Raw genomic sequence first — 24,822 nt, 5'->3', positions numbered from 1 at the left:
AGTGAAAATGCAGTTGTATTGTCATTAGACTTAGTATAAATTGCTATAAACAAAAGCTGTGACTAAAAAACAGCTAACTTTATTCAAGGCGTGCTTGCTTATATAACAACTAAAAATATTGCGGTTTTGTCTCATTAGATAAAAGGTTTAATTACCAATTTCATGTGGGAATGAAAGCGAATGCAGAGTCATTCACTTTCTATTTTGTTATGCACGCTAACTATTACTAAGCTAAAACTATTAAATTATATTTAAGGAATAATTATGATAAAAATACCAGAAAATCATCACCCTAAAAGCATAAATAAGTCTACTATCAAATTAATAGATGGAAGCACAAATATTGTTTTTATAGATCCAAAAGTTATAGATTACCAAAGCTTAATAGCTGGTATCACACTCGGCAGTGAAGTTGTTATTCTTGATGCCAATAGAGACGGTTTAGCACAAATTACCGAGTTTCTAGCAAAACGTGAATCCAATTCAGTTCAATCAATTCACATTGTTTCCCACGGAAGTGTGGGGAGTTTACAACTAGGGTCAATTAACTTCAACCTTAGCAATCTGGATAGCTACAAAAATCAGTTACAAAAGTGGACAAGTGCTTTAACTGATAAAGCTGACATTCTACTTTATGGCTGTGATATAGCCAGTGGTGAAGGCACAAAATTTGTACAGCAGATTAGCCAAATTACTGGAGCAGATGTTGCCGCTTCTACTGACAAAACCGGAAGTACAGCTTTAGGTGGCGACTGGGATTTAGAAGTGAAGACAGGGAAAATCGAGGCTTTCCTAGCATTTCAACCGAAAGCTATACAGGCTTACCAATCTATTTTGCCGGCTAGTTTTACTGGCACATACTCTCAAAACTTCAACACAATAGCTAGTTCTGGAACATCTATTACTTGGACTAATGATTCAACCATTTTGGGCTGGTATGCCACAAGAACAAATTACATCACTGGTACTGGCAGTAATAACACAGGTGGATTGTACAGTTTTGGTAGTGCTAATAATGCAGAACGGGCACTTGGTTCTGTAGCTTCTGGTACTACAGGGACTATTTATTATGGGTTGCGCCTCCAAAACAACACAGGTTCAACAATTACTAACTTGCAAGTAGGTTACACGGGTGAGCAATGGCGTAATAGTGGTAATACATCGCCGCAACAGCTGAAATTTAGTTATCAAACTGGGTCAACTCTCACAAGTTTGACAACAGGAACATGGACATCTGTCACATCGCTAGATTTCACTGGGCCAATTGCAACTGCAACCGCAGGTGCCATAGATGGCAATCAAAGTGTCAATCGAATTGTCATAGCACCTGTAATATTTAACCTACCTACCCCAATCGCTAACGGTGAAGAGATTATATTACGTTGGGAAGACATAGATGATGGAAGCAACGATCATGGTTTAGCGATTGACGATGTATCTGTCAAACTAAATAACACTACTTATGTAGTAACTAACACCAATGATAGCGGTGCTGGCTCGTTGAGGCAAGCTATTATCAATGCCAATAACGATCCAGGGATTGAGACAATCCTCTTTGATACGACTGGGATATTTGGTGATGTTACCCCCGACACTATTACCCTCACTTCTGGGGAATTAAATGTTACCGAAGGAGTTATAATTCAAGGAACTGGAGCTAATAAACTCGTCATTAGTGGTAACAATGCCTCCCGTATTTTTAATGCCAGTGCATCCCTCTTAATTGATGGGTTACATATAGCTGGGGGAAATGCAGGAAATAACAATGGTGGCGGCATTTACAGTACCAATAGTGTCACAGTCAGCAATAGCATCATTTCTGGCAACACCGCCAACAGTAGCGGCGGTGGCATTTATAGCACTAGTGTCACGGTCAGCAATAGCATCATTTCTGGCAACACCGCTAACAGTAACGGTGGTGGTATCTACAGTACCACTAGTGCGACAGTCAGCAATAGTACTCTTTCTGGCAACACCGCCAGCAACAGGGGCGGCGGCATCTACAGTAGCAATACCACTATTAGCAATAGTACTTTTTCCGGTAACACTGCCAACGATAACGGCGGTGGTATTTTCAGCAGTACTCTTCTCACCATAAGCAATAGCACTATTTCTAGCAATACAGCAAAAAATTCTGGTGGTGGCATCTACACCAGCAATGCCACGGTGAGTAATAGCACTATTTTTGAGAACACTGCTGATAGTGATAACAATGGCACAGGTAATGGTGGCGGCATTTTTAGGTCTGGCGGTACGGTAAGCATCAGCAATAGCATCATTGCTAGCAATATTGACCGAGGTAATCAAGGGCCAGATATCTCTGGGATCAACTTCAATGGTAATGCTTACAACCTAATTGGCAATCTTGCTGGTAAATCATCCGGGACTCTAGGCACGGGTACAGATATTATTAACCCCAATCCCGGACTCAAACCGCTAGGAGATTACGGTGGTTCTACACAAACTCATGCTCTATACTTTAGCAGCCCTGCCAGGAATGGTGGCGATCCCGCTTACAGTGGTGGCTTAACTACGGATCAGCGCGGCACGGATTTTAACCGAATTGAAAGCGGGAGAATTGACATTGGAGCATTTGAATATGTGCTTCCAAAAGTCAACTTTGGTGCTGCTACGTACAATACAACAGAAGATAGTACCGCCACTACAGTAACTATTTCTGTTACCTTAGATGCCTCTCCTGAAACCGCTGTCACAGTTCCTATTGTCGTCAAAAACAATAGCACAGCTACTAATGGCAACGATTACACTTTTTCCCCCGCTATCATCTCCTTTACTGCTGGGGCAACAGGCGCAAATTTAACACAGCTAATCACTTTTACTATAAACCCAGACGATTTACCTGAGAATGTAGAAACAGTTGTACTCAACTTCGGCACGCTAACAGGTGCTGATTTAGGGACAATAACTGAAACTACTCTAAATATTGCTGCTAATGATGCGATTCAATATGCAATTTCTACTCCTACCTCGACTTTAACTGAAGGTAATAGCGGTACTCAAGCTGTTACCTTCACGGTTACTCGCAGTGGTGGTATTGGCGTGGCTAGTACTGTAAATTATGCTTTTAACGGTGCGGCAACTTTTGGCAGTGACTATAACAATATTCAAGTTACCGGTGGAGGAACTGCTACATCTGGAACTTTAAGCTTCGCTGTTGGGGAAACCACAAAGACAATTACAGCTAATGTTTTGGGTGACAACACATTTGAACTCAATGAAGACATTACTATTATTCTGAGTAACCCCAGCCTCATAACTGGAGCGCCAAATTCTACAATTACTAACAGTTCGGCTACAGTAAACATCATCAACGATGATAGCCAACCAACTATCAGCATCTCAGATGTCTCTGTTACTGAAGGCAACACAGGTGCAACAACTAACGCTAACTTCACTATCAGTCTTTCTAACCCTAGTTCTCAACAGATTACTGTAAATTACAACACCAGTGATGGCACTGCTCAAGTTTCTGACTCTGATTACAATTCAGCTTCTGGAACTATTACTTTCAATCCTGGCGAAACCAGTAAAACCCTTAACATTGGTGTTGTAGGCGATAACAAATTTGAAACCGACGAGGCATTTTCTGTCAATCTTTTAGGTGCGACAAATGCCACGATCGCAGATAATTTAGCAGTTGCTACCATCATCAATGATGATAACCAACCAACTATCAGCATCTCGGATGTTTCAGTCTCTGAAGGTAATACAGGCACAACAACTAATGCCAACTTTGTTGTCACTCTCTCCAATGCCAGTTATCAGCAGATTACTGTAAATTACAACACGAGTGATGGCACTGCTCAAGTTGCTGACTCTGATTACAACTCTGCTTCTGGAACTATTACTTTCAATCCTGGGGAAACTAGCAAAGTTATTAGCATTGGTGTTATTGGTGATAACAAAACTGAAACCAACGAGACATTTTCTGTTAATCTTTTGGGTGCGACAAATGCCGCGATCGCAGATAGTTTAGCAGTTGGTAGCATCATTGATGATGACAACCAACCAACTATCAGTATCTCAGATGTCTCAGTTACCGAAGGCAATACAGGCACAACAACTAATGCCAACTTTACTATCAGTCTTTCTAATCCTAGTTCTCAGCAGATTACTGTAAATTACAATACGAGTGATGGCACTGCTCAAATTGGTGACTCTGATTACAATTCGGCTTTAGGGACGATTACTTTCAATCCTGGTGAAACGAGCAAAGTTATTAGTATTGGCGTCGTCGGCGACAACCAAACTGAAACTGATGAGACATTCTCTGTCAATCTTTCGGCTGCAACAAATGCCGCGATCGCAGATAGTTTAGGAGTTGGTACTATTCTCAACGATGATAACCAACCAACTATCAGCATCTCGGATATCTCTGTTGCTGAAGGCAACACAGGCACAACAACTAACGCTAACTTCACTATCAGTCTTTCTAATCCTAGTTCTCAACAGATTACTGTAAATTACAACACGAATGATGGTACTGCTAATGCTGCTGACTCTGATTACAATTCGGCTTTAGGGACGATTACTTTCAATCCTGGTGAAACCAGTAAAACCCTTAGTATTGGTGTTGTAGGCGATAACAAATTTGAAACTGATGAGACATTTTCCGTCAATCTTTTGGGTGCGACAAATGCTGCGATCGCAGATAGCTTAGGAGTTGGTACTATTATCAACGATGATAATCAACCAACTATCAGTATCTCAGATATCTCAGTCTCTGAAGGCAATACAGGCACAACAACTAATGCCAACTTTGTTGTCACTCTCTCCAATGCCAGTTATCAGCAGATTACTGTAAATTACAACACGAGTGATGGCACTGCTCAAATTTCTGACTCTGATTACAATTCTGATTCAGGAACAATTATTTTTGCTCCTGGTGAAACTAGCAAAACTCTTAGCATTGGTGTTTTAGGCGATAACCAAAGTGAAGCCAACGAGACATTTTCTGTTAATCTTTCAGGCGCGACAAATGGCACGATCGCAGATAGTTTAGGAGTAGCTACCATCATTGATGATGACAACCCAACAACTGTCAGTATCTCGGATGTCTCAATTGCTGAAGGTAACACAGGCACAACAACTAATGCTAACTTTATCGTCACTCTCTCCGCAGCGAGTTTACAGCAGGTTACTGTAAATTACAACACTAGTGATGGCACTGCTAAAGTTTCTGACTCTGATTACAACCCTGCTTCCGGGACAATCGTTTTCAATCCTGGCGAAACCACCAAAACTATTGCTATTGGTGTCATCGGTGATAACAAAGCTGAAACTAACGAGACATTTTCCGTCAATCTCTTCGGTGCTACAAACACCACGATTACTGATAGCTTGGGAGTGGCTACTATCATAAATGATGACCAACCTCCAGCCATTAGCATTGCAGATGTATCAGTCAAAGAAGGCACAACAGGGATGACAACTAATGCTAATTTTGTCGTCACTCTCTCGAATGAATTCTATCAACCGATAGTCGTAAATTACAGTACGAGTGATGGTACCGCTAAAGAATCTGACTCGGATTACAATTTTGGTTTAGGGACAATTGTTTTCAACCCTGGCGAAACTAGCAAAGTTATTAGTATTGGCGTCAGAGGTGATAATAAAGTTGAGTCCAATGAAACATTTTTTGTCAATATCTATGGTGCAGCAAATGCCATATTTAATAATCACCAAGGAGTTGGCACAATCAAGAATGATGACTAATCGTTATTAGACTTCTTGCAAAAGTCGGGGTAAAGGGGAAGGGGAAAAGGGTAAAGAAACTCAAAATCCTTTCCCTTTAACATGAGTCCCTTTTCCCTCTCTTGCAAAAATATATTTTGCAAGAGGTCTATTGAACAGAACATTAGCGATCGCTGCAATTATCCCAGCCCAGAGTAGCCGTTGGTAAAATACTTGTGCTATAAATTACAGATTTTTGATTTATCCAACCAAATTTTTATAAGTTAAAGTATCAAATACAACTAAACATTTACGTAGTTAAAGTTCGACTAGCATTTTAAAATACAGGATTAAGCCATTATCAAAAAAATTTATCCGAAAATCAAATATTCAGTAAAATTACGTATGCGGATCGAAGTCTTCTCAATGAATAGTAGAATTAGCCCATACAGGAGAAGACTGTGACGCTCTTAAATGAAGCTCAAGTAGAGCAACTAAAGGAAATAACCACACGCTTGCGACAAGTAAGACAAGAAAAATCTATTCGCATAGAAGAAATAGCCTCTCAGACAATGCTTCGAGTAGGTATTTTGCAAGCGTTAGAAGAAGATCGATTTGAAGAATTGCCTGAGCCGATTTTTCTGCAAGGATTCATCCGTCGTTATGGAGATGCTTTAGGGCTGGATGGAAATGCTTTATCGTACAGCCTTATAACCAATGTTGTCTGTAAAGACTCTAAAAATGCTCGCCACTCAGACAATAAACAAAATACATACATACCTCTTGTTCTGACCTATATTTTATTATTGGTTGGTGCATCTGCTGGTCTTCTTCATATACTTAATCCACAACTGACAGCTGAATCTCTAACTCCAGAAAATAATAATCAACAGTCAATAGTTAGTAATCAGACTAACAAATGACCAAAAACATAGAGGGAGTGGAAAGACGCGATTAATCGCGTCTGTACCGAGTAAAGGAAAAGAATTAATAACCAATGACAAATGACCAATGACAAATGACAATTTTCAAGATATTTGGGGTTTACGCAGATGCCAAGTAGTAGATTGTTCATAAGCGTAAGCTACCTGAAACAGTTGGTCTTCTCGCAGCACATTGCCAATTAGCTGCAATCCTATCGGTAGCCCTTGGTCGTCAAAACCACATGGCAAACTCAAACTGGGTAAACCAGCAAGATTTACAGGAATAGTCATCAAGTCATTTAAATACATACTCAAGGGGTCAGTAGTTTTTTCCCCTGCTTTAAATGCTGTAGTGGGAGATGTGGGACAAACTAACACATCAACCGCGCCAAAAGCCTTTTCAAAGTCTTGCTTAATCAAAGTACGGACTTTTTGCGCTTTCAGATAGTAAGCGTCATAATAGCCAGCCGAAAGAGCGTAAGTGCCAATCATAATTCGGCGTTTGACTTCTGTACCAAAACCAGCGGCACGGGTACGAGTGTACATTGATAGCAGATTATCTGCATCAGGAGCGCGATACCCATATTTAACGCCATCGTAACGAGCCAGATTTGCTGATGCTTCTGATGGGGCGATGATGTAGTAGGTGGGTAAGCCATAGCGAAAGCGGGGACAGGAAATTATATGAATTTCGGCTCCCAAACTTTGTAGTTGATCTACTGCTTTGGTAACAGCTTGTTCCACTACAGAGTCTAAACCTTCACCAAAAGTTTCTTTAATGATACCAATTCTTAGCTGACCTCTAGGTTTGAAGTTTGGTTTTAAGCTAGCAGCATAGTTGGGAATGGGAACTTTCAGGCTGGTAGAGTCTTTGGGATCGTAACCTGCGATCGCACCTAATAATATTGCCGCATCTTCTACCGTATTTCCAAATGGTCCAATTTGATCCAAAGACGAAGCGTAAGCCACCAAGCCATAACGGGAAACCAAACCATAAGTAGGTTTCATTCCCACCACACCGCAGAAAGACGCAGGTTGGCGAATCGAACCGCCAGTATCAGAACCGAGAGCAACTACACATTCTTGAGCCGCCACCGCCGCCGCCGACCCTCCAGAAGAACCACCTGGAACTCGTGACAAATCCCAAGGATTAGCCGTGACTTGATAGGCAGAGTTTTCAGTGGAACTACCCATTGCAAACTCATCCAAGTTGGTTTTGCCTACCATTACCGCCCCAGCATCTGCCAGTTTTTGCGTCGCCGTTGATTCATAAGGCGGCACAAAATTTTCCAAAATCCGGGAGGCGCAGGTGGTAGGAATCCCCTTGGTACACATATTGTCCTTGATACCCACAGGAATACCCGCTAGCAGCCCAATTTCTTCTCCTGCGGCAATTTTGGCATCCACAGCACCTGCCTGCTCTAATGCTCGATTTGCCGTCACACATAAAAAGCTGTGCAATTTCGGCTCTAACGCTTGAATGCGCTCTAAAGCTTCTTGGGTAATTTCAACGGCAGAACGTTCTTTTTTAACTAGCTGTTGGTGCAACTCGCGGATGGATGCCATGATTGCTCTCTTTGTGACTCAAATCATTGATTCTAGTACATATTGGTCAAAATTGGGTATTGGTTATTGGACTTTGGGCATTGCTTATTCTCCTCTGCTTGCCATTCCCCATTCATCTGACTAAGCGGATTAATATGTATTGAAATGTGTTTAATAGGTTTTTTTAAATAGCAAATACATGGCTATCAACCGTCTACTGAATAGTTTGTCAAAGTTTTTATATATTGGCTACTTTTGTGTAAGAGTACAGCAGTGTTTTCTAATGATATAATTTTGTATTACAACCTTATTAATACTACAAACTTCATATTTTTATTCAATTCCACAAAATTTTTCGAGGTAAGGTAGGATGATAAAAATAGCCACACGTAAATATTTAGGCAAACAAAATGTTTATGACATTGGGGTGGAGCGTGACCATAATTTTACCATAAAAAATGGCTTAATAGCTGCTAATTGTTTCAATAAATCCCATTCGACAGCCTATGGTTATGTAACATATCAAACAGCATATTTAAAAGCTAATTACCCATTGGAATATATGGCGGCACTGTTAACAGCTAACAGTGGTGATACCGATAAGGTACAGAGATACATTACTAACTGTACAAATATGGGGATATCCATAGATCCACCAGATATTAATCGTTCTGGTGTTGATTTTACGCCAACGGCAGGCAAGATTCTGTTTGGATTTTCGGCGGTGCGTAACGTGGGACAAAATGCGATCGCTTCTATTTTGTCAGCGAGAAATGAGACAGGAGAGTTTAAATCACTCGCAGATTTTTGCGATCGCGTGGATTTGCGTGCTGTTAATCGCCGCACTCTGGAGTCGCTGATTTACTGTGGAGCCTTTGACAAAATTGAATCCAACCGCCAACAGTTAATTAACGACTCAGAATTAGTGTATGATTGGGCACAATCTCGTGCGAAAGATAGAGCTAGCGGTCAAGGGAATCTATTTGATTTATTGGGCGACGGCTTTTCTTCGACTCAGAATAAAAGAGCAAATAATGCCTTTGAAACTGCTCCAAAATCTAAACCTGTGACAGATTTACCCCCACAGAAAAAGTTGCAGATGGAGAAAGAATTATTAGGCTTTTATGTATCAGATCATCCACTGAAATCCTTACGGCAGATAGCACCACTTTTGACTCCAATTAACCTTTCGCAACTAGGAGAACAAAGGGAAGATACACGGCTTTGTGCAGTTGTCATGTTGAATAACGTCAAAAAAGTGGTGACGAAAAAAGGCGATCAGATGGCGATCTTGCAAGTAGAAGACCTAACTACACAATTAGAAGCTATAGTTTTTCCGAAAACTTATGAACGCATTAGTTCCCTACTCCAAGTTGATACTAGATTGATTATTTGGGGAAAAGTAGACCGACGTGACGAGCAAACTCAATTTATTCTTGAAGATGCAGAACCAGTGGAAACAGTACAAATGGTAATGGTGGAATTAAATCCCCAGCAAGCAGGTAATATGGAAGATTTACATCGCTTGAAAACGATTTTACAAGACCATTCAGTAGACAAAGAAAAGGCAAAAATGCCAGTGATTGGAATTATTCAAACTGAAACTTCTCGTAAACTTGTTCGCTTAGGTTGGCAATTTTGCGTACAAGATTCTCGAATAACTGTTCAAGCTTTGCAAAATGCCAGTTTTCCTGCTCATATAAAATCACTGACTGGTAGCTGACACCAGAAGTAAAAAATCCACCAATACTGAAAAGCAGCTTAAAAATTAGTTTTATTGAACTGTCAACAGTAAATTGTCTTAAGTATTGAGGATTTTCATCGGTTTTTTTAGTTACTTATGCGGATGATAATTTCCTTGAGAGAGTGGTATCTTTTGATGCTAATACCCTTAAGGCTGCGACTGGGGGAAGGAGTTAGAACTTGATGATCGTCAACGAGCTACATAGATTTGTTTCATACTGTAAAAAAATTCAACCCCAAACTCACGATGACATTCAAAAATTTTTTGAAGGAGTAATCTTGTTTCCTTATGATAAGGAACTTCTATTGCAAGCTTATTTATTTCTGAATATTAAAGAATTGTTTCCCTCGTGCGCTGAATTGCTGTTGTTTGAAAAATCTCCAATTTCAGATTATACAGATTTAGGAAAGTGTGATTTTGTCTTCCTGACCTTTAAAGGTAGTCTATTTTTAATAGAAACTAAGTTTATTGATACAGAAGCAACTGGAGCAACAGAACGAAAAAGGAGAAATAAACATAGAAACAAGGTATTTGAGCAAGTCATTACTTTAAAAGGTCGATTTAGCGAATATTGGAATATGAGGCTAGATCAATTAGAGTGCGGGGTTTTCACAACAGATGCAGAAGTTGCTTGGCGAGGAAATGGTGTGAATGTCACATCTAAATCAATATCTATAGATAAGCTCGAACAATGGCGAAGAAGTTATCACAGTAGTGAAAAATTTTTATCTCATCAAGATGGGTCAAAGTTTGAGGAGAAAGTGAATTTGAAAGGTTGAACTAAGACTTAAATATAGTTATTACAGTGAATGGTGTATGGGGCATAAAAGTAATTAACAATGCCACATACACCAACCCAGAGAAATTATCTGGGTTTTCCTTCCCATCAATCTTTACTGCCAAACATAGATAAGGACAAACAAAATAATCCAGATAACATCGACGAAGTGCCAGAACAACGAAGTCGCGTTCACGCCGAAGTGGCCTGTGTCGTAGTTGCCAGGTAGGAAAGAACGTACCAAAATTATCAACTGCAACAGGATACCAGTGAATACGTGCAAGCCGTGGAAGCCTGTAAGTAGATAGAATGTTCCACCAAATACCCCGGAGGTGAAACCAAAGGCGAGGCCGTTCCATTCAATCGCCTGGCCAACTAAAAAGTAAGTTCCCATTGCCATTGTTGCCAAGAGGAACAGGCGAAATTTCACTAAGTCGTGGCGTTGAAGGGCGCGTTCTGCTAAGTAAATGACAAAGCTACTAGCGACAAGAATTACTGTGTTGATTGCCGGTTCTTTTACTTCTAATCCAGAAACACCAGCCGGTAGCCAGTTAGGGGTTGTTGTTTTGTAGATGGCATATCCAGCGAAAAAACTTAAGAAAATGACGCTTTCTGACAGTAGGAAGACAATGAAGCCAAACATTTTGTTGCCTTCTTCGTCGTGACTGTGTTCTGCGCTTGTATGGTGCAATTCTTTGGAATTGATATAGCTGTCCATTTTGCTTTTTTAGGGGGGGGGAATTTGAAACGCAAAGTAACGCAAAGGGAAGTGCAGAGGTACGCGGAGGGTTTTTGCGTCTTCCCGATGGTTGGCGTTATTCTGGGAGGTTGGCTGTTAGGGGTTCTGATTTGCCGTAGCCGTAGGGTTCGGAGATGATGATGGGAGTTTCTTCAAAGTTTTCTACTGGGGGGGGTGAAGAAACTAACCACTCTAGTCCGATTGCTCGCCAAGGGTTAGCAGGTGCTTTCTCGCCTTGCATCCAAGAAATCACCATGTTGAATATGAAGGGTAAGGTGGACATTCCTAAGAGAAATCCGCCCAGGCTAGCGATGATGTTCCAGAATTGATACTCTGGGGCGTAGGAAGCAACTCGGCGTAACATTCCTTGCAATCCTAATGGGTGCATGGGCAAAAAGTTGAGGTTGGTGCCGATGAAGGCTAACCAGAAGTGGATTTTACCCCAGCTTTCGGAGTACATTCGCCCAGTCATTTTGGGGAACCAGTGGTAGATGGCAGCAAATAAGCCCATCGTCACGGTGCCGTAGAGGACGTAGTGGAAGTGTCCCACCACAAAGTAGGTATTGTTAACGTGGACATCAACGGGCACGGAGGAAAGCATGATGCCTGTGATTCCTGCGAAGACAAACATGATTAATCCGCCCAAGGCAAACAGCATGGGGGTATTTAGTCGCAGTTTACCGCCCCAAATAGTTGCTACCCAAGCAAATACTTTAATTCCTGTGGGTACAGACACACACATTGTTGTCAGCATGAAAATCAACCGCATCCAGCCTGATGTACCACTGACGTACATGTGGTGTACCCAAACAATGCCGCTTACTCCTGCAATCAAAATGGATGAAATAGCGACTACTTTGTAACCAAATAAAGGTTTACGTGAATAAACTGGGAAGATTTCTGAGAAAATCGCAAAGACAGGCAGAATGATCACGTAAACGGCGGGGTGGGAGTAGAACCAGAAGTAATGCTGGAACATGACTGGATTTCCGCCCTTACTGGGGTCAAAAAAGGCGGTGCCAACTGTAAGGTCAAGTAGCAACATCACCGCACCAGCTGTCAATGCAGGTAGTCCGAATAGTTGGATAATCTGGGCGCTAAATACTCCCCAGACAAACAAGGGCATCCGAAAGAAGCCCATTCCTGGGGCCCGCATCTTCACGATTGTAGTGACAAAGTTGACTGCCCCCATAATTGAGGATACGCCGGATATTGCCACCGCTAAGAGCCAGAGAACTTGACCATTAATCAAGTTACCTGTGGGATTCTGGAGACTGACTGGCGGGTAAGACCACCAGCCGGCTTGGGCTGGGCCACCGGGGACGAAGAAGCTACCCATCATCAAAATCCCAACTACTGGTACCATCCAAAAGGCGACGGCGTTGAGGCGGGGAAATGCCATATCTCGTGCCCCAATCATCAGGGGTACTAGATAGTTGGCAAAACCAACCAGTGAGGGAAATGTCCACAAAAACAGCATCACAGTGCCGTGCATAGTGAACATACCGTTGTAGACGGTGCGATCTACTAAATCTGATTCGGGTGTCATCAGTTCTCCCCGCATCACCATCGCAAAGATACCGCCGACGAGAAAGAAGAAAAATGAGGTAACGAGATACTGGATACCAATTACTTTGTGGTCAGTACTAAAGCTGAAGTATTCTTTCCAGCTACTTGAAGATTCGTGGTTATGCTTCTCATCAGGGAGAAGAATACCTTCAATAGGAACATTAGTCATGATTACTTTCCTTTCAACCAGGTGAATTGACTAGAGGAGGTGCAGCAGGTGGAACTGTAACCCAACCAGTTTGGACTGATTGATTGGATGTTTGGGCATACTCAGAAGCTGCTTGATTATTTGCTACGGATGGCTTTTGGGTTACAGCTTGTACTAGCCATTGCTGATAATCTTCAGGAGATTCGACGACTACATTTGCCTGCATCGTCGCAAAGTATGTACCGCTATATTGAGAATCGGTCAATCGGTATTGTCCGGCGCGGATGGGAGTAAATTCAAAGTCGATCGCATGGTTGGGAATAATATCCTGCTTGAGGCGGAATGCAGGTATATAGAAGCCGTGGAGAACGTCTTGTGATTTCAGTGCTAAACGTATCCGGCGATCGCTAGGTAAATGCAATTCGGTACTGGTAATATCTTTTTCTGGGTAATGAAAAACCCACGCCCATTGTTTAGCTAGTACGTCGATTTTTTCTACAGGTTCCGCTAAAGCGTTAGCTGGTGCATTATTTGGTTCTGCATGAGCCGATTGCATTGCTAGCGGATTATGCAAATGAACTAATTCCGATGGGCCTTGAATCCCCATTTGTTCATAAACTTGGTAGCTGTAACCCGCAATCCAAAACACTAAAAGAATTGGGATTGCTGTCCAGACAACTTCTAAGGTGACATTGCCATGAATTGGCGGGCCGTCAGTGAAGTCATCTTTGACTGCCCGATGGAAGATCACAGAATACATCAGAGTACTTGTTACTCCCAAGAAGATGAAAGCACCCAGGGTTACTAAGAAGCTAATCAAATCATCAATTAGTAGGGATTCGGCTGCTGCTTGGGGGGGAAGCCAAAAGTAAGCCTGCTTCCCGATCCAGAGACTCGTAACAGTCACTGCGATCGCGCCTGTAAGCAGCGTCAAAATATTTAAAATCTTCTGGATTTTCATCATTGGTTATTAGTCATTAGTCATTGGTCATTGGTCATTGGGCATGGGGCATGGGGCATGGGGCATTGGTCATTAGTTATTGGTCATTGGTCACTGGTCATTAGTTATTGGTTGATCGTTAGTAACTCTAAACAAATGACAAAGGACAAAGGACAAATGACAAATGACTTATTTGAGTATTGTGTTGAGGTCTTGGTGCGATCGCAGCAAACTATCTGCGGTATTGTGTACGCCAAATTCGGTGGCTAGTTGCGCTCCTAGTGTGCCGTGGATGTACATAATGAACATGATTCCTATGCCTGCGAACAGATAGATCCATTGCACTTCTCTATCTGTATGTTTATATTCTTGTCTGCCCCAAACGAAGCGCTGCCATGCTCTCCAGATGGTCATACCAACAATCAGCGCTAATAAGAACACACCACCCACACCATGCCAAAGCATAGTTTCCATTGCCTGCAATCCCCAGGCACTCTTTATATCAGCTGGTGGTGTTGCCAACAGCATTTCGTAAAAGCCTGCTCCCACTGTGAAAAATGTGATGATGCTGGCAGCTAACATGTTGTACCAGCCAACAGCAAATAAGTTGTCACGTTCGACAGTAATTGCCAAAAATTTGAAGACCCACTTTTCAAAGGGGAACAGAACACCAACGATATCAAAGGCGATTCCAATGATGAACAAACCTATTGTCAGATGGACTAAGTTGGGATGAATGGGAATTGTGTAAGGTAATCCGTTTGCGCCTAAAGAGCCGCTCAATTGGTCAATCAATTCTAAGTTCATCGCAACAAACCATCCTTTACTGCTTCCACAACTGGCACGGTATGCAATCCATATACCCAAACAAGCTCATCTCCGAGATATACCTGCAAGCCAACTATCAGGGTTAAAACTAGTCCAGCTCCCAAATAATAAATCGGTACTTTTTTAGGATTGCGGGCACGAATTACATAGCGCCAAGCTGTAATCGCTGTGATAATTCCTGAAAGCGACCAACCAATTAGCGTATGCAAATTCAGCACCGATTTCGCTAAACTGTAAGGCTGTGCTAATCCCGCTTCAAACTGACCAAAAATAATCGCGACGAAGATGGCGATCGTGGCAACTAACATATTCCACCAACTCACCTCAAAAAGACCGGATTTACCAGTAAAATAGCCAATTACATCGCAGAAGAAGGAAAATAACACCATTGCAATTACGAAGTGGACAACGATGGGATGAATCGTATCTGGATAGGGCAAATTGTGGTCGTTCAAAGATGTCAAATACTCAAGCATCGTCTTCTCCTGGACATATCTACCGCACTTTGGTCAATAAATTTTGGATTTTTGGATTGGCGATCGCGCAGTCTTAGCGAGCATCTTTTAGATTTATTCCGTCCCAGACGAGATATAAACTAGAAGACCCTAATCAAAAATCTAAAATCGCTAGTCAAGCTTCAATAATTTATGGATACTCACTAACATCACCACAAGTATCCATCCATAATTGATCGAATTCTGTTCAATATCTGCGCGGTGCAATACGCTTAATCATGTCTTAGCATTTTGTAGCCAAATTTGATTAAATTGCCTACATGAAATAATTTTTGTTTTGATTCATTTCCTTATGCCAATAGTCTGCAACAGCAATTCTTGATGTAGCTAAATCAAATCGCTGTCGTTTGTTGATTTGCTTAACCTATCCTTTAGCTTAAGTAAATTTTTATGAATTGTCAAAACAATAAATATTAAACTTTTAACAGTTAGTTTTTTAACAAACAAAGATTTTCATAATGTATTTAATTTTGCATTTTTTTAAATACAAAAAGCCGAAAAATCATATTTGTCTGTAAAGTATTTCACTATTATGAAATATTTGTTTGTAATGTAAATAACAAAAATGTCATTACTACTAATCAGAGGTTTATTAGATAGCGTTGCTATCTGCACCGTCCCAAACCCAGTTTGATTGCCATCAGCATCAAAGAACAGCGCACCAGTAGAAGTATTATAAATAAATCGCTGACCAGCGCTAGTCTTCGCAACTGCACCACTACCTATAAGGATTTGGTCTGCCATAACGAAATCGCCAGCAGTCAACCCACTGCCAAAACCCGCAGCAGAAACATGAAGTGTATCATCAACACTTGAGAAGTCCGTAATTCTATCAACACCCTGGTTGGGACTGTTGAGAACAAAGATATCAGCACCAGTACTTCCTGTTGTCAATTTATCACTTTGCTCATGTTATTGACCTATTATTGTGCTTGATAATTTTAATTAAAAACACTCCTGTAATAGCTCCGTTGAGCATACCAAATAATAATCCATAAGCAAGTAATCCTATAACAAAATAGACAGTAAAAAGAGTTTTGAAGAATGCAATACTACCTATAAAACCACCCAAAGTCCAGCCGATAGTGTTAGCTAATATCCAACTTGTCCGCAAGTGAGATAAAGAAACATATCTTCTTAAGAAGAACCACTGCTGCACTCCAGTGAGCAAGCCCCCAAAAACTCCACTGATGGAGTAAGATAAGATTGTACACATATTATCACTATGTGTGTTTAAATAATCACACAAATTACTAAAGCTACTGTTAATTTGCACTTCTCGACCCATTAATCCATATATGATAATACCAACAACATTAGTTAATATCCACCATCTACTGAGTCCACTAATTTGCTTTCTTAATATTAACCATTGAGCTAGCCCCGGCACTAATACAAATGGAGGAACAAAAATAAGTGGAAAGCGAGGAAGACCTACAAAGAAGCTAATAGCATTGATTAACACCCACTGCATCCAAAAATCACTATCCGTTTGCTGATTTCTCATAAAAAAATATTTTTAAAATTAGCTAATAAGCGCACAAACAAGATTAAAAAAGCTAAAAAAAACTAACAGTGTTTTTAATTATCCATTGAATTTGGAACTTTTCATGATTTTGTCTATTCAGCATATGATTTCCTAGTATCAAAGTATTGTAGATATCAAAAGCTTTTCTATCGTTTTGTCTGGTCAAATTTGAGTGAAATTCATTTGCTTTAAGCTTTTACAAGAATAGTATTATTGTTGAAGTGATAATTTTTCTTGGAGTTAAAGATATCACAGTCAGTACATAACGCTAAACTGTCTACAACAAGGTATATAAGCAGGTGTAGATATAGCGAAAGTTGAACGAGAATCAATCAACTTGAAACTGCCCAAGCCTTTAGTCGAGGCACTAAGAGGGTGTTTATAAATAAAAAATAAAAAGCACCATAGCCAAAGCTTTGGTGTGTTACTGCGTACTATAACACACCTTATACATACTTAGATTTTTTCCTAAATCAAATCGGATTCCTATATTCTTTCACTTTTATCTCCCTTCTGCTAAAGTGAGGCAAAAGTGAGAAGATTATGAAATTGGTATAATGAGATTTAATATCAATAACTTTCAGATGCAACTACCGCAGCACGGGCAAAAATTGGCTTTAGCGTCTGGGCTGCTATTGTGGCTATGTTTGAGTGGGTGTAGCCCGTCAATTTCCAATTCTCAACCACAGTTAAGTCCAAACCCAGGCACAACTAACACCAACCTAGATAAAAAAGGTAAAAAAGTAGTTCTTACCACCTTTACAGTCATTGCAGATATGGCGCAAAACGTGGCAGGAGACAAGGCGATTGTTGAATCTTTGACCAAACCAGGGGCGGAAATTCATGGTTACGAACCAACTCCTAGCGATTTGGTGAGGGCGCAAAAAGCAGACCTAATTTTGAATAATGGTCTGAATTTAGAGCGTTGGGCACAGAAATTGTATAACAGCGTTCCTAATGTACCTCACGTTACCCTAAGTGAGGGAATTAAGCCTGTTGAAATTGCTGAGGATGCCTACAAAGGGAAACCTAATCCCCATGCTTGGATGTCACCAGAAAACGCCTTGATTTACGTAGAGAATATTCGTAAGGCATTGGTTAATTTGGACTCAGCGAATGCAGAGACTTATAACACCAATGCCAAAGCATACAGCCAAAAGATTAACGAAGTTGATGAGAAACTGCGAAAAGCCGTGTCGGTAGTTCCAGCAGACAAGCGCTACATGGTAAGCTGTGAAGGCGCTTTCTCATACGTCACCCGCGATTATGGCTTGAAAGAAGCTTATCTCTGGGCGGTTAACTCTGAACAACAAGCTACTCCCAAACAGCTAGAGAAAGTCATTGATGTAGTTAAAAAAAATAAAATACCTGTAGTTTTCTGTGAAAGTACAGTTAACGATGGAGCGCAACGTCAGGTAGCGAGAGAATCGGGAGCAAGGTTTGGTGGAGTGTTTTATGTTGATTCCCTATCTCCAGCAAACGGGCCAGCACCAACTTATCTTAAGTTGCTAGAAGGTAATATTAATACTCTAACTCAGGGATTAGAGGAAAAGTGAGCAAATATGCAAGAATAAATCTAACTATTGTAAATAAGCTTGTAGTAACGAATTTAGTCCTATTTTGTTCTCTGGAAAACGTTACGTCTTTGGAAAGAGGGCTGAAGCCGCTCACTACAAACTATTAATTAATTTTAGAGGTGATTTTTAATGAAATCCATTAGTATTGATGTCGAAAATTTGACAGTAGCTTACCACGGCAAAGTTGCTTTACATGGTGCTTATTTGCAAATTCAAGCAGGTTCAATCAGTGGCTTAGTGGGGATGAATGGTAGTGGTAAATCAACCCTATTTAAGGCAATTATGGGTTTTTTGAAGCCAGTTACAGGACGGGTTTTGATTAATGGTTTACCGATAAAGACTGTACAGAAAAAAAGCTTGGTCGCTTATGTACCACAGTCAGAAGAGGTGGACTGGAATTTTCCAGTAAGTGTCCATGATGTGGTGATGATGGGACGCTACGGATACATGAATATACTGCGAATTCCATCGGCGAACGATCGAAGAGTGGTGAGGGAGAGTTTGGAAAGGGTTCAAATGTGGTCGATGCGCGATCGCCAAATTGGAGAACTCTCTGGGGGACAGAAAAAACGTGCCTTTCTTGCCCGTGCTTTGGCACAACAGGGAACAGTTTTGCTATTAGATGAACCTTTCACCGGCGTAGATATCAAAACAGAAAAAGCGATGATTGACTTATTGCTGGAATTGCGAGAGGAAGGTCATACAATTTTGATTTCTACCCATGACTTAGCGTCTATCACTACTTTCTGCGACCAAGTAGTACTCATTAACCGTACTATTTTAGCTTATGGTGATACATCCGAAGTTTTCACAGAAGAGAATCTCTCACGGACTTTTGGCGGTTCTCTTGGAGATTTATCTCTCAACAAAAGTCAGATAATCCGTGGAAATCAAGGTGAATCTGATTGATTGAGAATTTTTAGTTGATATTGCTTGGATTAAAGTTATAAAAATATGAATACTCTCGCATTCTTAGACTGGTTCACTACACCCCTACAGCATGAATTCATGGTGAAGGCAATTTGTGTAAGTGCCTTAGTTGGGGTAGTCTGTTCTGTTTTATCTTGTTTTATGACCCTCAAAGGTTGGGCATTAATGGGGGATGCTGTTTCCCATGCAGTAATGCCTGGGGTAGTAATTGCTTATGTCTTAAATATCCCTTTTGCTGTGGGCGCTTTTGTATTTGGAGTAGGTTCAGTTATTGCGATCGGTTATATCAAAGCGAAAACGAGAATTAAAGAAGATACTGTAATTGGACTGGTATTTACAGGATTTTTTGCTCTTGGTTTGGTACTAGTTTCCAAAACTCCAAGCAGCGTAGACTTGACGCACATCTTGTTTGGGAATGTCTTAGGTATTTCTAATGAAGACATTATCCAAACGGTGATTATTAGCGTAATTACTTTAGTAACAATAGCTGTTTTACGCAAAGACTTACTATTATTTTGTTTTGACCCCACTCATGCACGTTCCATCGGCTTGAACACAGGAGTACTGCACTATATTTTACTATCATTACTCTCGTTAACTGCTGTCGCCGGACTCCAAACAGTGGGAATTATTCTGGTTGTCGCTATGTTAGTTACTCCGGGAGCAACGGCTTATTTGTTAACAGACCGTTTCGACCACATGATACTAATTGCAATGGCATCGGGCGTATTTTCTAGTGTCATGGGGACTTACATCAGCTATCATATCGATGGTGCAACTGGGGGTTGTATAGTGGTGTTACAAACCTTGTTGTTTATCATAGCAATGATTTTTGCACCTAAACATGGGTTACTGGTAAGAGCAAAGAAGCAAGAAAACACTGACTGATTCAGTATGAAATACCCTTTGCTATTTACGTAACCCCCATTCTACAGGTGTGAGGGCGAAATAAGTGTCGTTTAAAATTGTGGTAATTGGTACTTCTTTAGGCGGATTATCAGCATTGAAAATCGTCTTGGGTAATTTACCCGCAGACTTTCCTGTAGCGATCGCGATCGTGCAACACCGTCATAAAGAGTCTAGCAACACACTCCAGGATTTATTACAAGAATCCACTTTGTTGAAAATTCGCGAAGTGGAAGACAAGGACGAAATACTACCGGGATATATCTACATAGCCCCAGCAGATTATCATTTACTGGTTGAACCAGGTCACTTTGCTCTTTCAACTGATGAGCCTGTTTCTTATGCTAGACCATCTATTGATGTGCTATTTGAGTCGGCAGCCGATGTCTACACAGAAGAAGTTATTGGTGTAATATTGACAGGAGCGAACCAAGATGGTATGCAAGGTCTTAAGAAAATAAAAGCGCGGGGAGGAATTACTATTGTACAAGAACCTGCCACAGCTGAAAGCGACATTATGCCAGAGGCAGCAATTTCTGCTATTGAAGTAGACTGGATTTTGACACTCTCAAACATTGCTTCCCAGATGGTCAAGCTTTGTCAATTATCACCGAAATAAACCGATGCAGATGGAACGCAAAGTCAACATCCTCCTAGTAGATGATAAACTAGAAAATTTGCTGGCACTAGAGGCAATCCTAGAAAAATTAGGAGAGAATCTCGTGAGAGCTACTTCCGGGGAAGAAGCTTTGAGGTGTCTACTGCATCAAGACTTTGCGGTGATTTTGCTGGATGTGCAAATGCCTGGGATGGATGGCTTTGAAACTGCTACCTTAATTCGTAATCGGGGGCGATCGCGTCACACTCCAATTATCTTTCTCACCGCCTTTAGTACCAGCGACCAAATGCTGTTTAAAGGTTATGCCTTGGGTGCTGTTGATTATCTGCTCAAACCACTAGACCCCAATATTTTGACTTCTAAAGTCACCGTATTTGTAGAACTATTTAAGAAAACAGAAGCCATCAAGCAACAAACAGCGCAATTGGTAGCTGTAAATACCGAACTCAGGCAAAGTGAAGAACGATTCCGATCGCTAAGTACCTGCTCACCCGTTGGTATTTTTGAAACTGATACCGAAGGTGACTGTAAATATACTAATCCCCGATATCAGATAATTTGTGGCTTGAAAGCCGCAGAGAGTTTAGAGAAGAGATGGCTGGAATCTGTTCATCCAGAAGATAGAGAACGAGCGATCGCTAGTTGGTCTGCTTACATTTGTGAAGGTCGGGAATACTCAGAAGAATTTCGCTTTCAGGCTGCTCACGGTAACATTCGTTGGGTTCAAGTTCGCTCATCACCGATGCTTTCCAGTCAAGGAGACTTATTGGGTTATGTAGGCACTCTTGAAGATATTACCGAACGCAAGCAAGCAGAAGAAGTCCGCGCTCAAGTGATTCGCGAACAAACGGCAAGACAAGAAGCAGAAGCTGCAAATCGGATGAAAGATGAGTTTCTAGCTGTTCTCTCCCACGAACTCCGCACGCCTCTAACCTCAATGCTGGGCTGGTCAAAAATCCTCCGCACCAAGAAACTTGACGAAAAAGCCACTTCTCGCGCCTTGGAGGCGATCGAACGCAACGCCATATCTCAGATGCAACTAATTGAGGATATTTTGGATGTATCTCGGATTATCCGCGGTCAGTTGCGGTTAAACGTATCGGCAGTGAATCTAATCTCGGTGATGGAAGCAGCTTTAGAGGCAGTGCGTCCCCTAGCAGAGCCAAAAGAGATTCAATTAAATACTCTGCTGGATACTTCCATAGGATCAGTCTATGGCGATCCAGCCCGTTTACAGCAAATTGTCTGGAACCTACTAACTAATGCAATAAAATTTACCCCTAAAGGTGGCAGGGTAGAGGTTAGGCTATCAAAGCATTTTGGATTATCGATTTCAGACTTTGGTGTGGGCACTACTTCCACAACTATCAGTACAAGCCAGTCGAACAATTTGAGATTTGAATCTGATAGTGAAAATTTAGACTCTGCAAATACTGATGAAAGCAATAATCTAAAATCCAAAATCCAAAATCCAAAATCTCAGTACGCCCAAATTGAAGTTATCGATACGGGCGTTGGTATCAGTTCCGAGTTTTTACCCAAAGTATTTGAGCGTTTTCGCCAAGCAGACAGTACCACAACGCGATCGCACAATGGATTAGGACTAGGATTAGCGATCGTCCGTCATCTAGTGGAACTGCACAAAGGTGCAATCTTTGCCGAAAGTTTAGGTACTGGACAAGGAGCAACCTTTACTGTAAGACTACCACTTCTACAAGATAATAAGGGTAGTAGGGTGAGTAGAGAAGCTACAGGAGAAATTTCTTCCCCTGTGGCATCGACGCCCCTTGCTGGATTAAAAGTTTTAGTTGTAGATGATGAAGCAGATACCCGTAACTTTCTCAGTTTTATGTTTGAGGAGTATGGGGCTTTTGCCAGTGCGGTAGCATCAGTTGATGAAGCCCTAGTAGTAGTTGAACAAGCAAAACCAGATATCCTGATTAGCGACATCGGTATGTCAGAGCAAGATGGTTATACACTGATTAGGAAACTGCGCTCTTTAGAACCAGAAAAAGGTGGACGCATCCCCGCGATCGCTTTAACAGCATACACGCGAGAGGAAGACCGCTTGAAAGCCCTAAAAGCTGGGTTTCAGCAGCATTTATCTAAGCCAATTGACCCCAATAAGTTGATTTCTGCGGTTGCCAATATATTACAACTGCCTTTGGAAGTTCCAGTGAGTTGATTTGGAATTGGGGAGGGGAAGCAGGGGAGGCAGGGGAGAAATCAATTCAAAATTCACGCATTCAAAATTCAAAATTCAAACATTGTAGAACTTCTGCCTCCTGCCTCCTCTTTCCCAATGCCCAATGCCCAATGCCCAATCCCTAATGCCCAATCCCCAATCCCCAATCCCCAATCCCCAATCCCCAATCAAGACGAACTTAGAGCATGTTTTTTCAGTTCGTCTAGAGAAACTACTTCCAAAGCTCTAGCATGGGTTGCTGAAAGTATTACGGGTGGAGCAACACCAGCTTCTAGAGCTTCTTGCCAGCGAGAAGCACACAAACACCAGCGATCGCCAGGTTTCAATCCAGGAAAATTAAAATCAGGAACAGGTGTGCTGAGGTCGTTCCCTTGTGATTTGGTAAACTCCAGGAATTCTGATGTTACTTGGGCACATATGACATGGGAGCCGAAATCTTGACCACCTGTCCGACAAAAGCCGTCGCGGTAAAACCCAGTCACGGGAGAAGTACAGCAAACCTCTAGGTTTCCATCGATTACATTTTTAGCGTCTGTCATCGTTAATTCGTTGTACTTGATTTTTCCACTTAATATAAGCTTATATTTATTGTCAATTTTCTGGCTGAATAAAAATCGCGATCGCTAATTAATTCCCAAAAGCAGAGAATGCTAAAATTATTTACTCAAAATCGTTAAAAATAAATTTTTCAGCAGAATATCTAAGAGCGATCGCTCTCAGTTAAAATAAAAACCCCTGGCTAATTACCAGGGGTAATGCAAGTCAGTACTTTCGCATGGAATGTATCCTACTCAAATACCATAGCAACCCTGTAATTTACAGATATGCCATTTTGCCAAACAAAAAAAGCCCTCAGTGGTAAGCTGAGGGTTAATTTTTTAGAATAGCGGTAATATACAAACTTATTATTCCCAAAGAAGTAAGCAAATAATACTTGTAGTCGTTTTTCATTGGTGTAATAAAGGAGCCAGTCTTTACAAATCGAAGTGGCTTCTGACCATCAGAATTTCTTGTTCCCTTTTTTACGAAAGGCTATGCGAACAGAGGGTTACTTGCGAATCTGACTTTTCACGGTATCTGGAAAACCTCTCTTCTATTTCTCTCTTCCTTCAGGAAAGAGACTTTGAATTTTCCCCCTTCCCTATGAGGGAAGGGGGTTAGGGGGTTAGGTCAATCGTTGGCTTTTCCACATAACGTGAAAAGTCAGACTTGCGAATGGCACGCTGGTTAAGATACAGCCCTTGCCCTAACTGGTTAAGAGCCTCCAAGCTGGGAAACCTCGAAGGCTCCGCCTCCATAGCTTGACAAGAGGCAGAGCCTCTCAAAACTCATTCCCAGCCTGGAGGCTGGGAACGAGGATACAATAAGTCTTTGGGCTTTACAAGCGTGCCATTCCGCTATATATAAAGATCGCTTTGGCGTATTCTTGCCTCGTTGTTTGATTTTAAATAAGCAAACCTGATAACTCGTATCAGTTTTACTGTAGTAATAAAACTTGATTAAATTTTGTAAAGCAGTGTAAAGTAGTTTCACAGGCGAAAACAAACACGTCTGATTCATACATGAATTAAATCGCACTTATAAAACAATGACAACAACCTTACAACAGCGCCAAAGCGCCAATGTATGGGAT

The 24,822-nt window shown here is 41.2% G+C and carries 19 protein-coding genes; 10 read left to right on the top strand and 9 right to left on the bottom strand.

The annotated features are described in order from the left end of the window. The first annotated feature begins 264 nt into the window (after window positions 1-264). Together RMY64_RS29655 and RMY64_RS29650 are read left to right on the top strand one after the other, a co-directional pair. Window positions 265-5,736, top strand: a complete 5,472-nt coding sequence (locus RMY64_RS29655) for a Calx-beta domain-containing protein (protein ID WP_322701876.1) — start codon at window positions 265-267, stop codon at window positions 5,734-5,736. Between the two features lie 419 nt (window positions 5,737-6,155). After that, complete coding sequence (locus tag RMY64_RS29650; protein ID WP_322674957.1) at window positions 6,156-6,617, top strand: helix-turn-helix domain-containing protein; 462 nt, start codon at window positions 6,156-6,158, stop codon at window positions 6,615-6,617. A gap of 105 nt (window positions 6,618-6,722) precedes the next feature. On the opposite strand, the gene gatA is transcribed toward RMY64_RS29650, so the two are convergent. Beyond that, complete coding sequence (gene gatA, locus RMY64_RS29645; RefSeq protein ID WP_322674956.1) at window positions 6,723-8,183, bottom strand: Asp-tRNA(Asn)/Glu-tRNA(Gln) amidotransferase subunit GatA; 1,461 nt, start codon at window positions 8,181-8,183, stop codon at window positions 6,723-6,725. Here gatA and RMY64_RS29640 point away from each other — a divergent pair. The 3 genes from RMY64_RS29640 to RMY64_RS29630 all read left to right on the top strand — a co-directional run bounded on the left by RMY64_RS29640 (window position 8,182) and on the right by RMY64_RS29630 (window position 10,685). Then, window positions 8,182-8,307, top strand: coding sequence for a hypothetical protein (locus RMY64_RS29640; protein WP_322674955.1), 126 nt, complete (start codon window positions 8,182-8,184; stop codon window positions 8,305-8,307). The two genes, gatA and RMY64_RS29640, sit on opposite strands and share 2 nt — an antisense overlap. A gap of 225 nt (window positions 8,308-8,532) precedes the next feature. Then, the gene (locus RMY64_RS29635) at window positions 8,533-9,885 is read left to right on the top strand and encodes an OB-fold nucleic acid binding domain-containing protein (RefSeq protein ID WP_322701875.1); all 1,353 of its coding nucleotides are present in this window, start codon (window positions 8,533-8,535) and stop codon (window positions 9,883-9,885) included. 203 nt (window positions 9,886-10,088) lie between these two features. Next, entirely contained in the window at window positions 10,089-10,685 is a 597-nt protein-coding gene (locus RMY64_RS29630) for a hypothetical protein (RefSeq protein WP_292723666.1), read from the top strand. A 114-nt stretch (window positions 10,686-10,799) separates the two neighbouring features. Here RMY64_RS29630 and RMY64_RS29625 read toward each other — a convergent pair whose 3' ends face one another. From RMY64_RS29625 to RMY64_RS29595, 7 genes are all read right to left on the bottom strand, one after another. Next, window positions 10,800-11,402 carry a heme-copper oxidase subunit III gene (locus RMY64_RS29625; protein ID WP_322701874.1) on the bottom strand — a complete coding sequence of 201 codons (603 nt, stop codon included), beginning with the start codon at window positions 11,400-11,402 and terminating at the stop codon, window positions 10,800-10,802. Between the two features lie 97 nt (window positions 11,403-11,499). After that, window positions 11,500-13,161, bottom strand: a complete 1,662-nt coding sequence (ctaD, locus tag RMY64_RS29620) for a cytochrome c oxidase subunit I (protein WP_322701873.1) — start codon at window positions 13,159-13,161, stop codon at window positions 11,500-11,502. Between the two features lie 13 nt (window positions 13,162-13,174). After that, window positions 13,175-14,101, bottom strand: coding sequence for a cytochrome c oxidase subunit II (locus RMY64_RS29615; protein WP_322701891.1), 927 nt, complete (start codon window positions 14,099-14,101; stop codon window positions 13,175-13,177). A gap of 168 nt (window positions 14,102-14,269) precedes the next feature. Beyond that, window positions 14,270-14,887: a DUF2231 domain-containing protein gene (locus RMY64_RS29610; protein ID WP_322701890.1), complete on the bottom strand. Its 618-nt coding sequence runs from the start codon at window positions 14,885-14,887 to the stop codon at window positions 14,270-14,272. Continuing rightward, a complete protein-coding gene (locus RMY64_RS29605; protein ID WP_322701872.1) occupies window positions 14,884-15,384 on the bottom strand; it encodes a DUF2231 domain-containing protein in 501 nt (166 codons plus the stop codon). The genes RMY64_RS29610 and RMY64_RS29605 overlap by 4 nt, the downstream gene beginning before the upstream one ends. Window positions 15,385-15,903: 519 nt before the next feature. Beyond that, window positions 15,904-16,317 (bottom strand): hypothetical protein, encoded by a 414-nt coding sequence (locus RMY64_RS29600; protein WP_322701871.1) that lies wholly within the window; start codon window positions 16,315-16,317, stop codon window positions 15,904-15,906. 13 nt (window positions 16,318-16,330) lie between these two features. Continuing rightward, complete coding sequence (locus tag RMY64_RS29595) at window positions 16,331-16,930, bottom strand: hypothetical protein (RefSeq protein WP_322701870.1); 600 nt, start codon at window positions 16,928-16,930, stop codon at window positions 16,331-16,333. Between the two features lie 578 nt (window positions 16,931-17,508). On the opposite strand from RMY64_RS29595, the gene RMY64_RS29590 reads away from it, so the two are divergent. The 5 genes from RMY64_RS29590 to RMY64_RS29570 all read left to right on the top strand — a co-directional run bounded on the left by RMY64_RS29590 (window position 17,509) and on the right by RMY64_RS29570 (window position 23,168). Then, window positions 17,509-18,507: a metal ABC transporter substrate-binding protein gene (locus tag RMY64_RS29590; protein ID WP_322701869.1), complete on the top strand. Its 999-nt coding sequence runs from the start codon at window positions 17,509-17,511 to the stop codon at window positions 18,505-18,507. Window positions 18,508-18,657: 150 nt separating this feature from the next. Further along, window positions 18,658-19,437, top strand: a complete 780-nt coding sequence (locus RMY64_RS29585; protein WP_322701868.1) for a metal ABC transporter ATP-binding protein — start codon at window positions 18,658-18,660, stop codon at window positions 19,435-19,437. A 45-nt stretch (window positions 19,438-19,482) separates the two neighbouring features. After that, window positions 19,483-20,346: a metal ABC transporter permease gene (locus RMY64_RS29580; RefSeq protein ID WP_322674946.1), complete on the top strand. Its 864-nt coding sequence runs from the start codon at window positions 19,483-19,485 to the stop codon at window positions 20,344-20,346. A gap of 64 nt (window positions 20,347-20,410) precedes the next feature. Then, on the top strand, window positions 20,411-20,983 hold the full coding sequence (locus RMY64_RS29575) for a chemotaxis protein CheB (RefSeq protein ID WP_322690191.1): 573 nt from the start codon (window positions 20,411-20,413) through the stop codon (window positions 20,981-20,983). Window positions 20,984-20,987: 4 nt separating this feature from the next. Continuing rightward, the gene (locus RMY64_RS29570) at window positions 20,988-23,168 is read left to right on the top strand and encodes a response regulator (protein ID WP_322701867.1); all 2,181 of its coding nucleotides are present in this window, start codon (window positions 20,988-20,990) and stop codon (window positions 23,166-23,168) included. A gap of 188 nt (window positions 23,169-23,356) precedes the next feature. Here the strand turns inward: RMY64_RS29570 and RMY64_RS29565 are convergent, their stop codons facing one another. Next, window positions 23,357-23,728 (bottom strand): DUF2237 domain-containing protein, encoded by a 372-nt coding sequence (locus tag RMY64_RS29565; protein ID WP_322684623.1) that lies wholly within the window; start codon window positions 23,726-23,728, stop codon window positions 23,357-23,359. Between the last annotated feature and the right edge of the window lie 1,094 nt (window positions 23,729-24,822).

Source organism: Nostoc sp. DedQUE08, from assembly GCF_034530895.1.
In the GTDB taxonomy this organism is placed as follows: domain Bacteria; phylum Cyanobacteriota; class Cyanobacteriia; order Cyanobacteriales; family Nostocaceae; genus Nostoc.
The sequence above is the reverse complement of the archived record's forward strand: the minus strand, read 5'-3'. Positions and strand labels throughout refer to the sequence as shown.

Coding starts and splice junctions, on each gene's coding strand:
- gatA (WP_322674956.1), bottom strand. CDS start 8,183: ATGGCATCCATCCGCGAGTTGCACCAACAGCTAGTTAAAAAAGAACGT.
- RMY64_RS29585 (WP_322701868.1), top strand. CDS start 18,658: ATGAAATCCATTAGTATTGATGTCGAAAATTTGACAGTAGCTTACCAC.
- RMY64_RS29565 (WP_322684623.1), bottom strand. CDS start 23,728: ATGACAGACGCTAAAAATGTAATCGATGGAAACCTAGAGGTTTGCTGT.
- RMY64_RS29610 (WP_322701890.1), bottom strand. CDS start 14,887: ATGAACTTAGAATTGATTGACCAATTGAGCGGCTCTTTAGGCGCAAAC.
- RMY64_RS29590 (WP_322701869.1), top strand. CDS start 17,509: ATGAGATTTAATATCAATAACTTTCAGATGCAACTACCGCAGCACGGG.
- RMY64_RS29605 (WP_322701872.1), bottom strand. CDS start 15,384: ATGCTTGAGTATTTGACATCTTTGAACGACCACAATTTGCCCTATCCA.
- RMY64_RS29580 (WP_322674946.1), top strand. CDS start 19,483: ATGAATACTCTCGCATTCTTAGACTGGTTCACTACACCCCTACAGCAT.
- RMY64_RS29630 (WP_292723666.1), top strand. CDS start 10,089: ATGATCGTCAACGAGCTACATAGATTTGTTTCATACTGTAAAAAAATT.
- RMY64_RS29625 (WP_322701874.1), bottom strand. CDS start 11,402: ATGGACAGCTATATCAATTCCAAAGAATTGCACCATACAAGCGCAGAA.
- RMY64_RS29570 (WP_322701867.1), top strand. CDS start 20,988: ATGCAGATGGAACGCAAAGTCAACATCCTCCTAGTAGATGATAAACTA.
- RMY64_RS29640 (WP_322674955.1), top strand. CDS start 8,182: ATGATTGCTCTCTTTGTGACTCAAATCATTGATTCTAGTACATATTGG.
- RMY64_RS29615 (WP_322701891.1), bottom strand. CDS start 14,101: ATGAAAATCCAGAAGATTTTAAATATTTTGACGCTGCTTACAGGCGCG.
- RMY64_RS29655 (WP_322701876.1), top strand. CDS start 265: ATGATAAAAATACCAGAAAATCATCACCCTAAAAGCATAAATAAGTCT.
- RMY64_RS29635 (WP_322701875.1), top strand. CDS start 8,533: ATGATAAAAATAGCCACACGTAAATATTTAGGCAAACAAAATGTTTAT.
- RMY64_RS29595 (WP_322701870.1), bottom strand. CDS start 16,930: ATGAGAAATCAGCAAACGGATAGTGATTTTTGGATGCAGTGGGTGTTA.
- ctaD (WP_322701873.1), bottom strand. CDS start 13,161: ATGACTAATGTTCCTATTGAAGGTATTCTTCTCCCTGATGAGAAGCAT.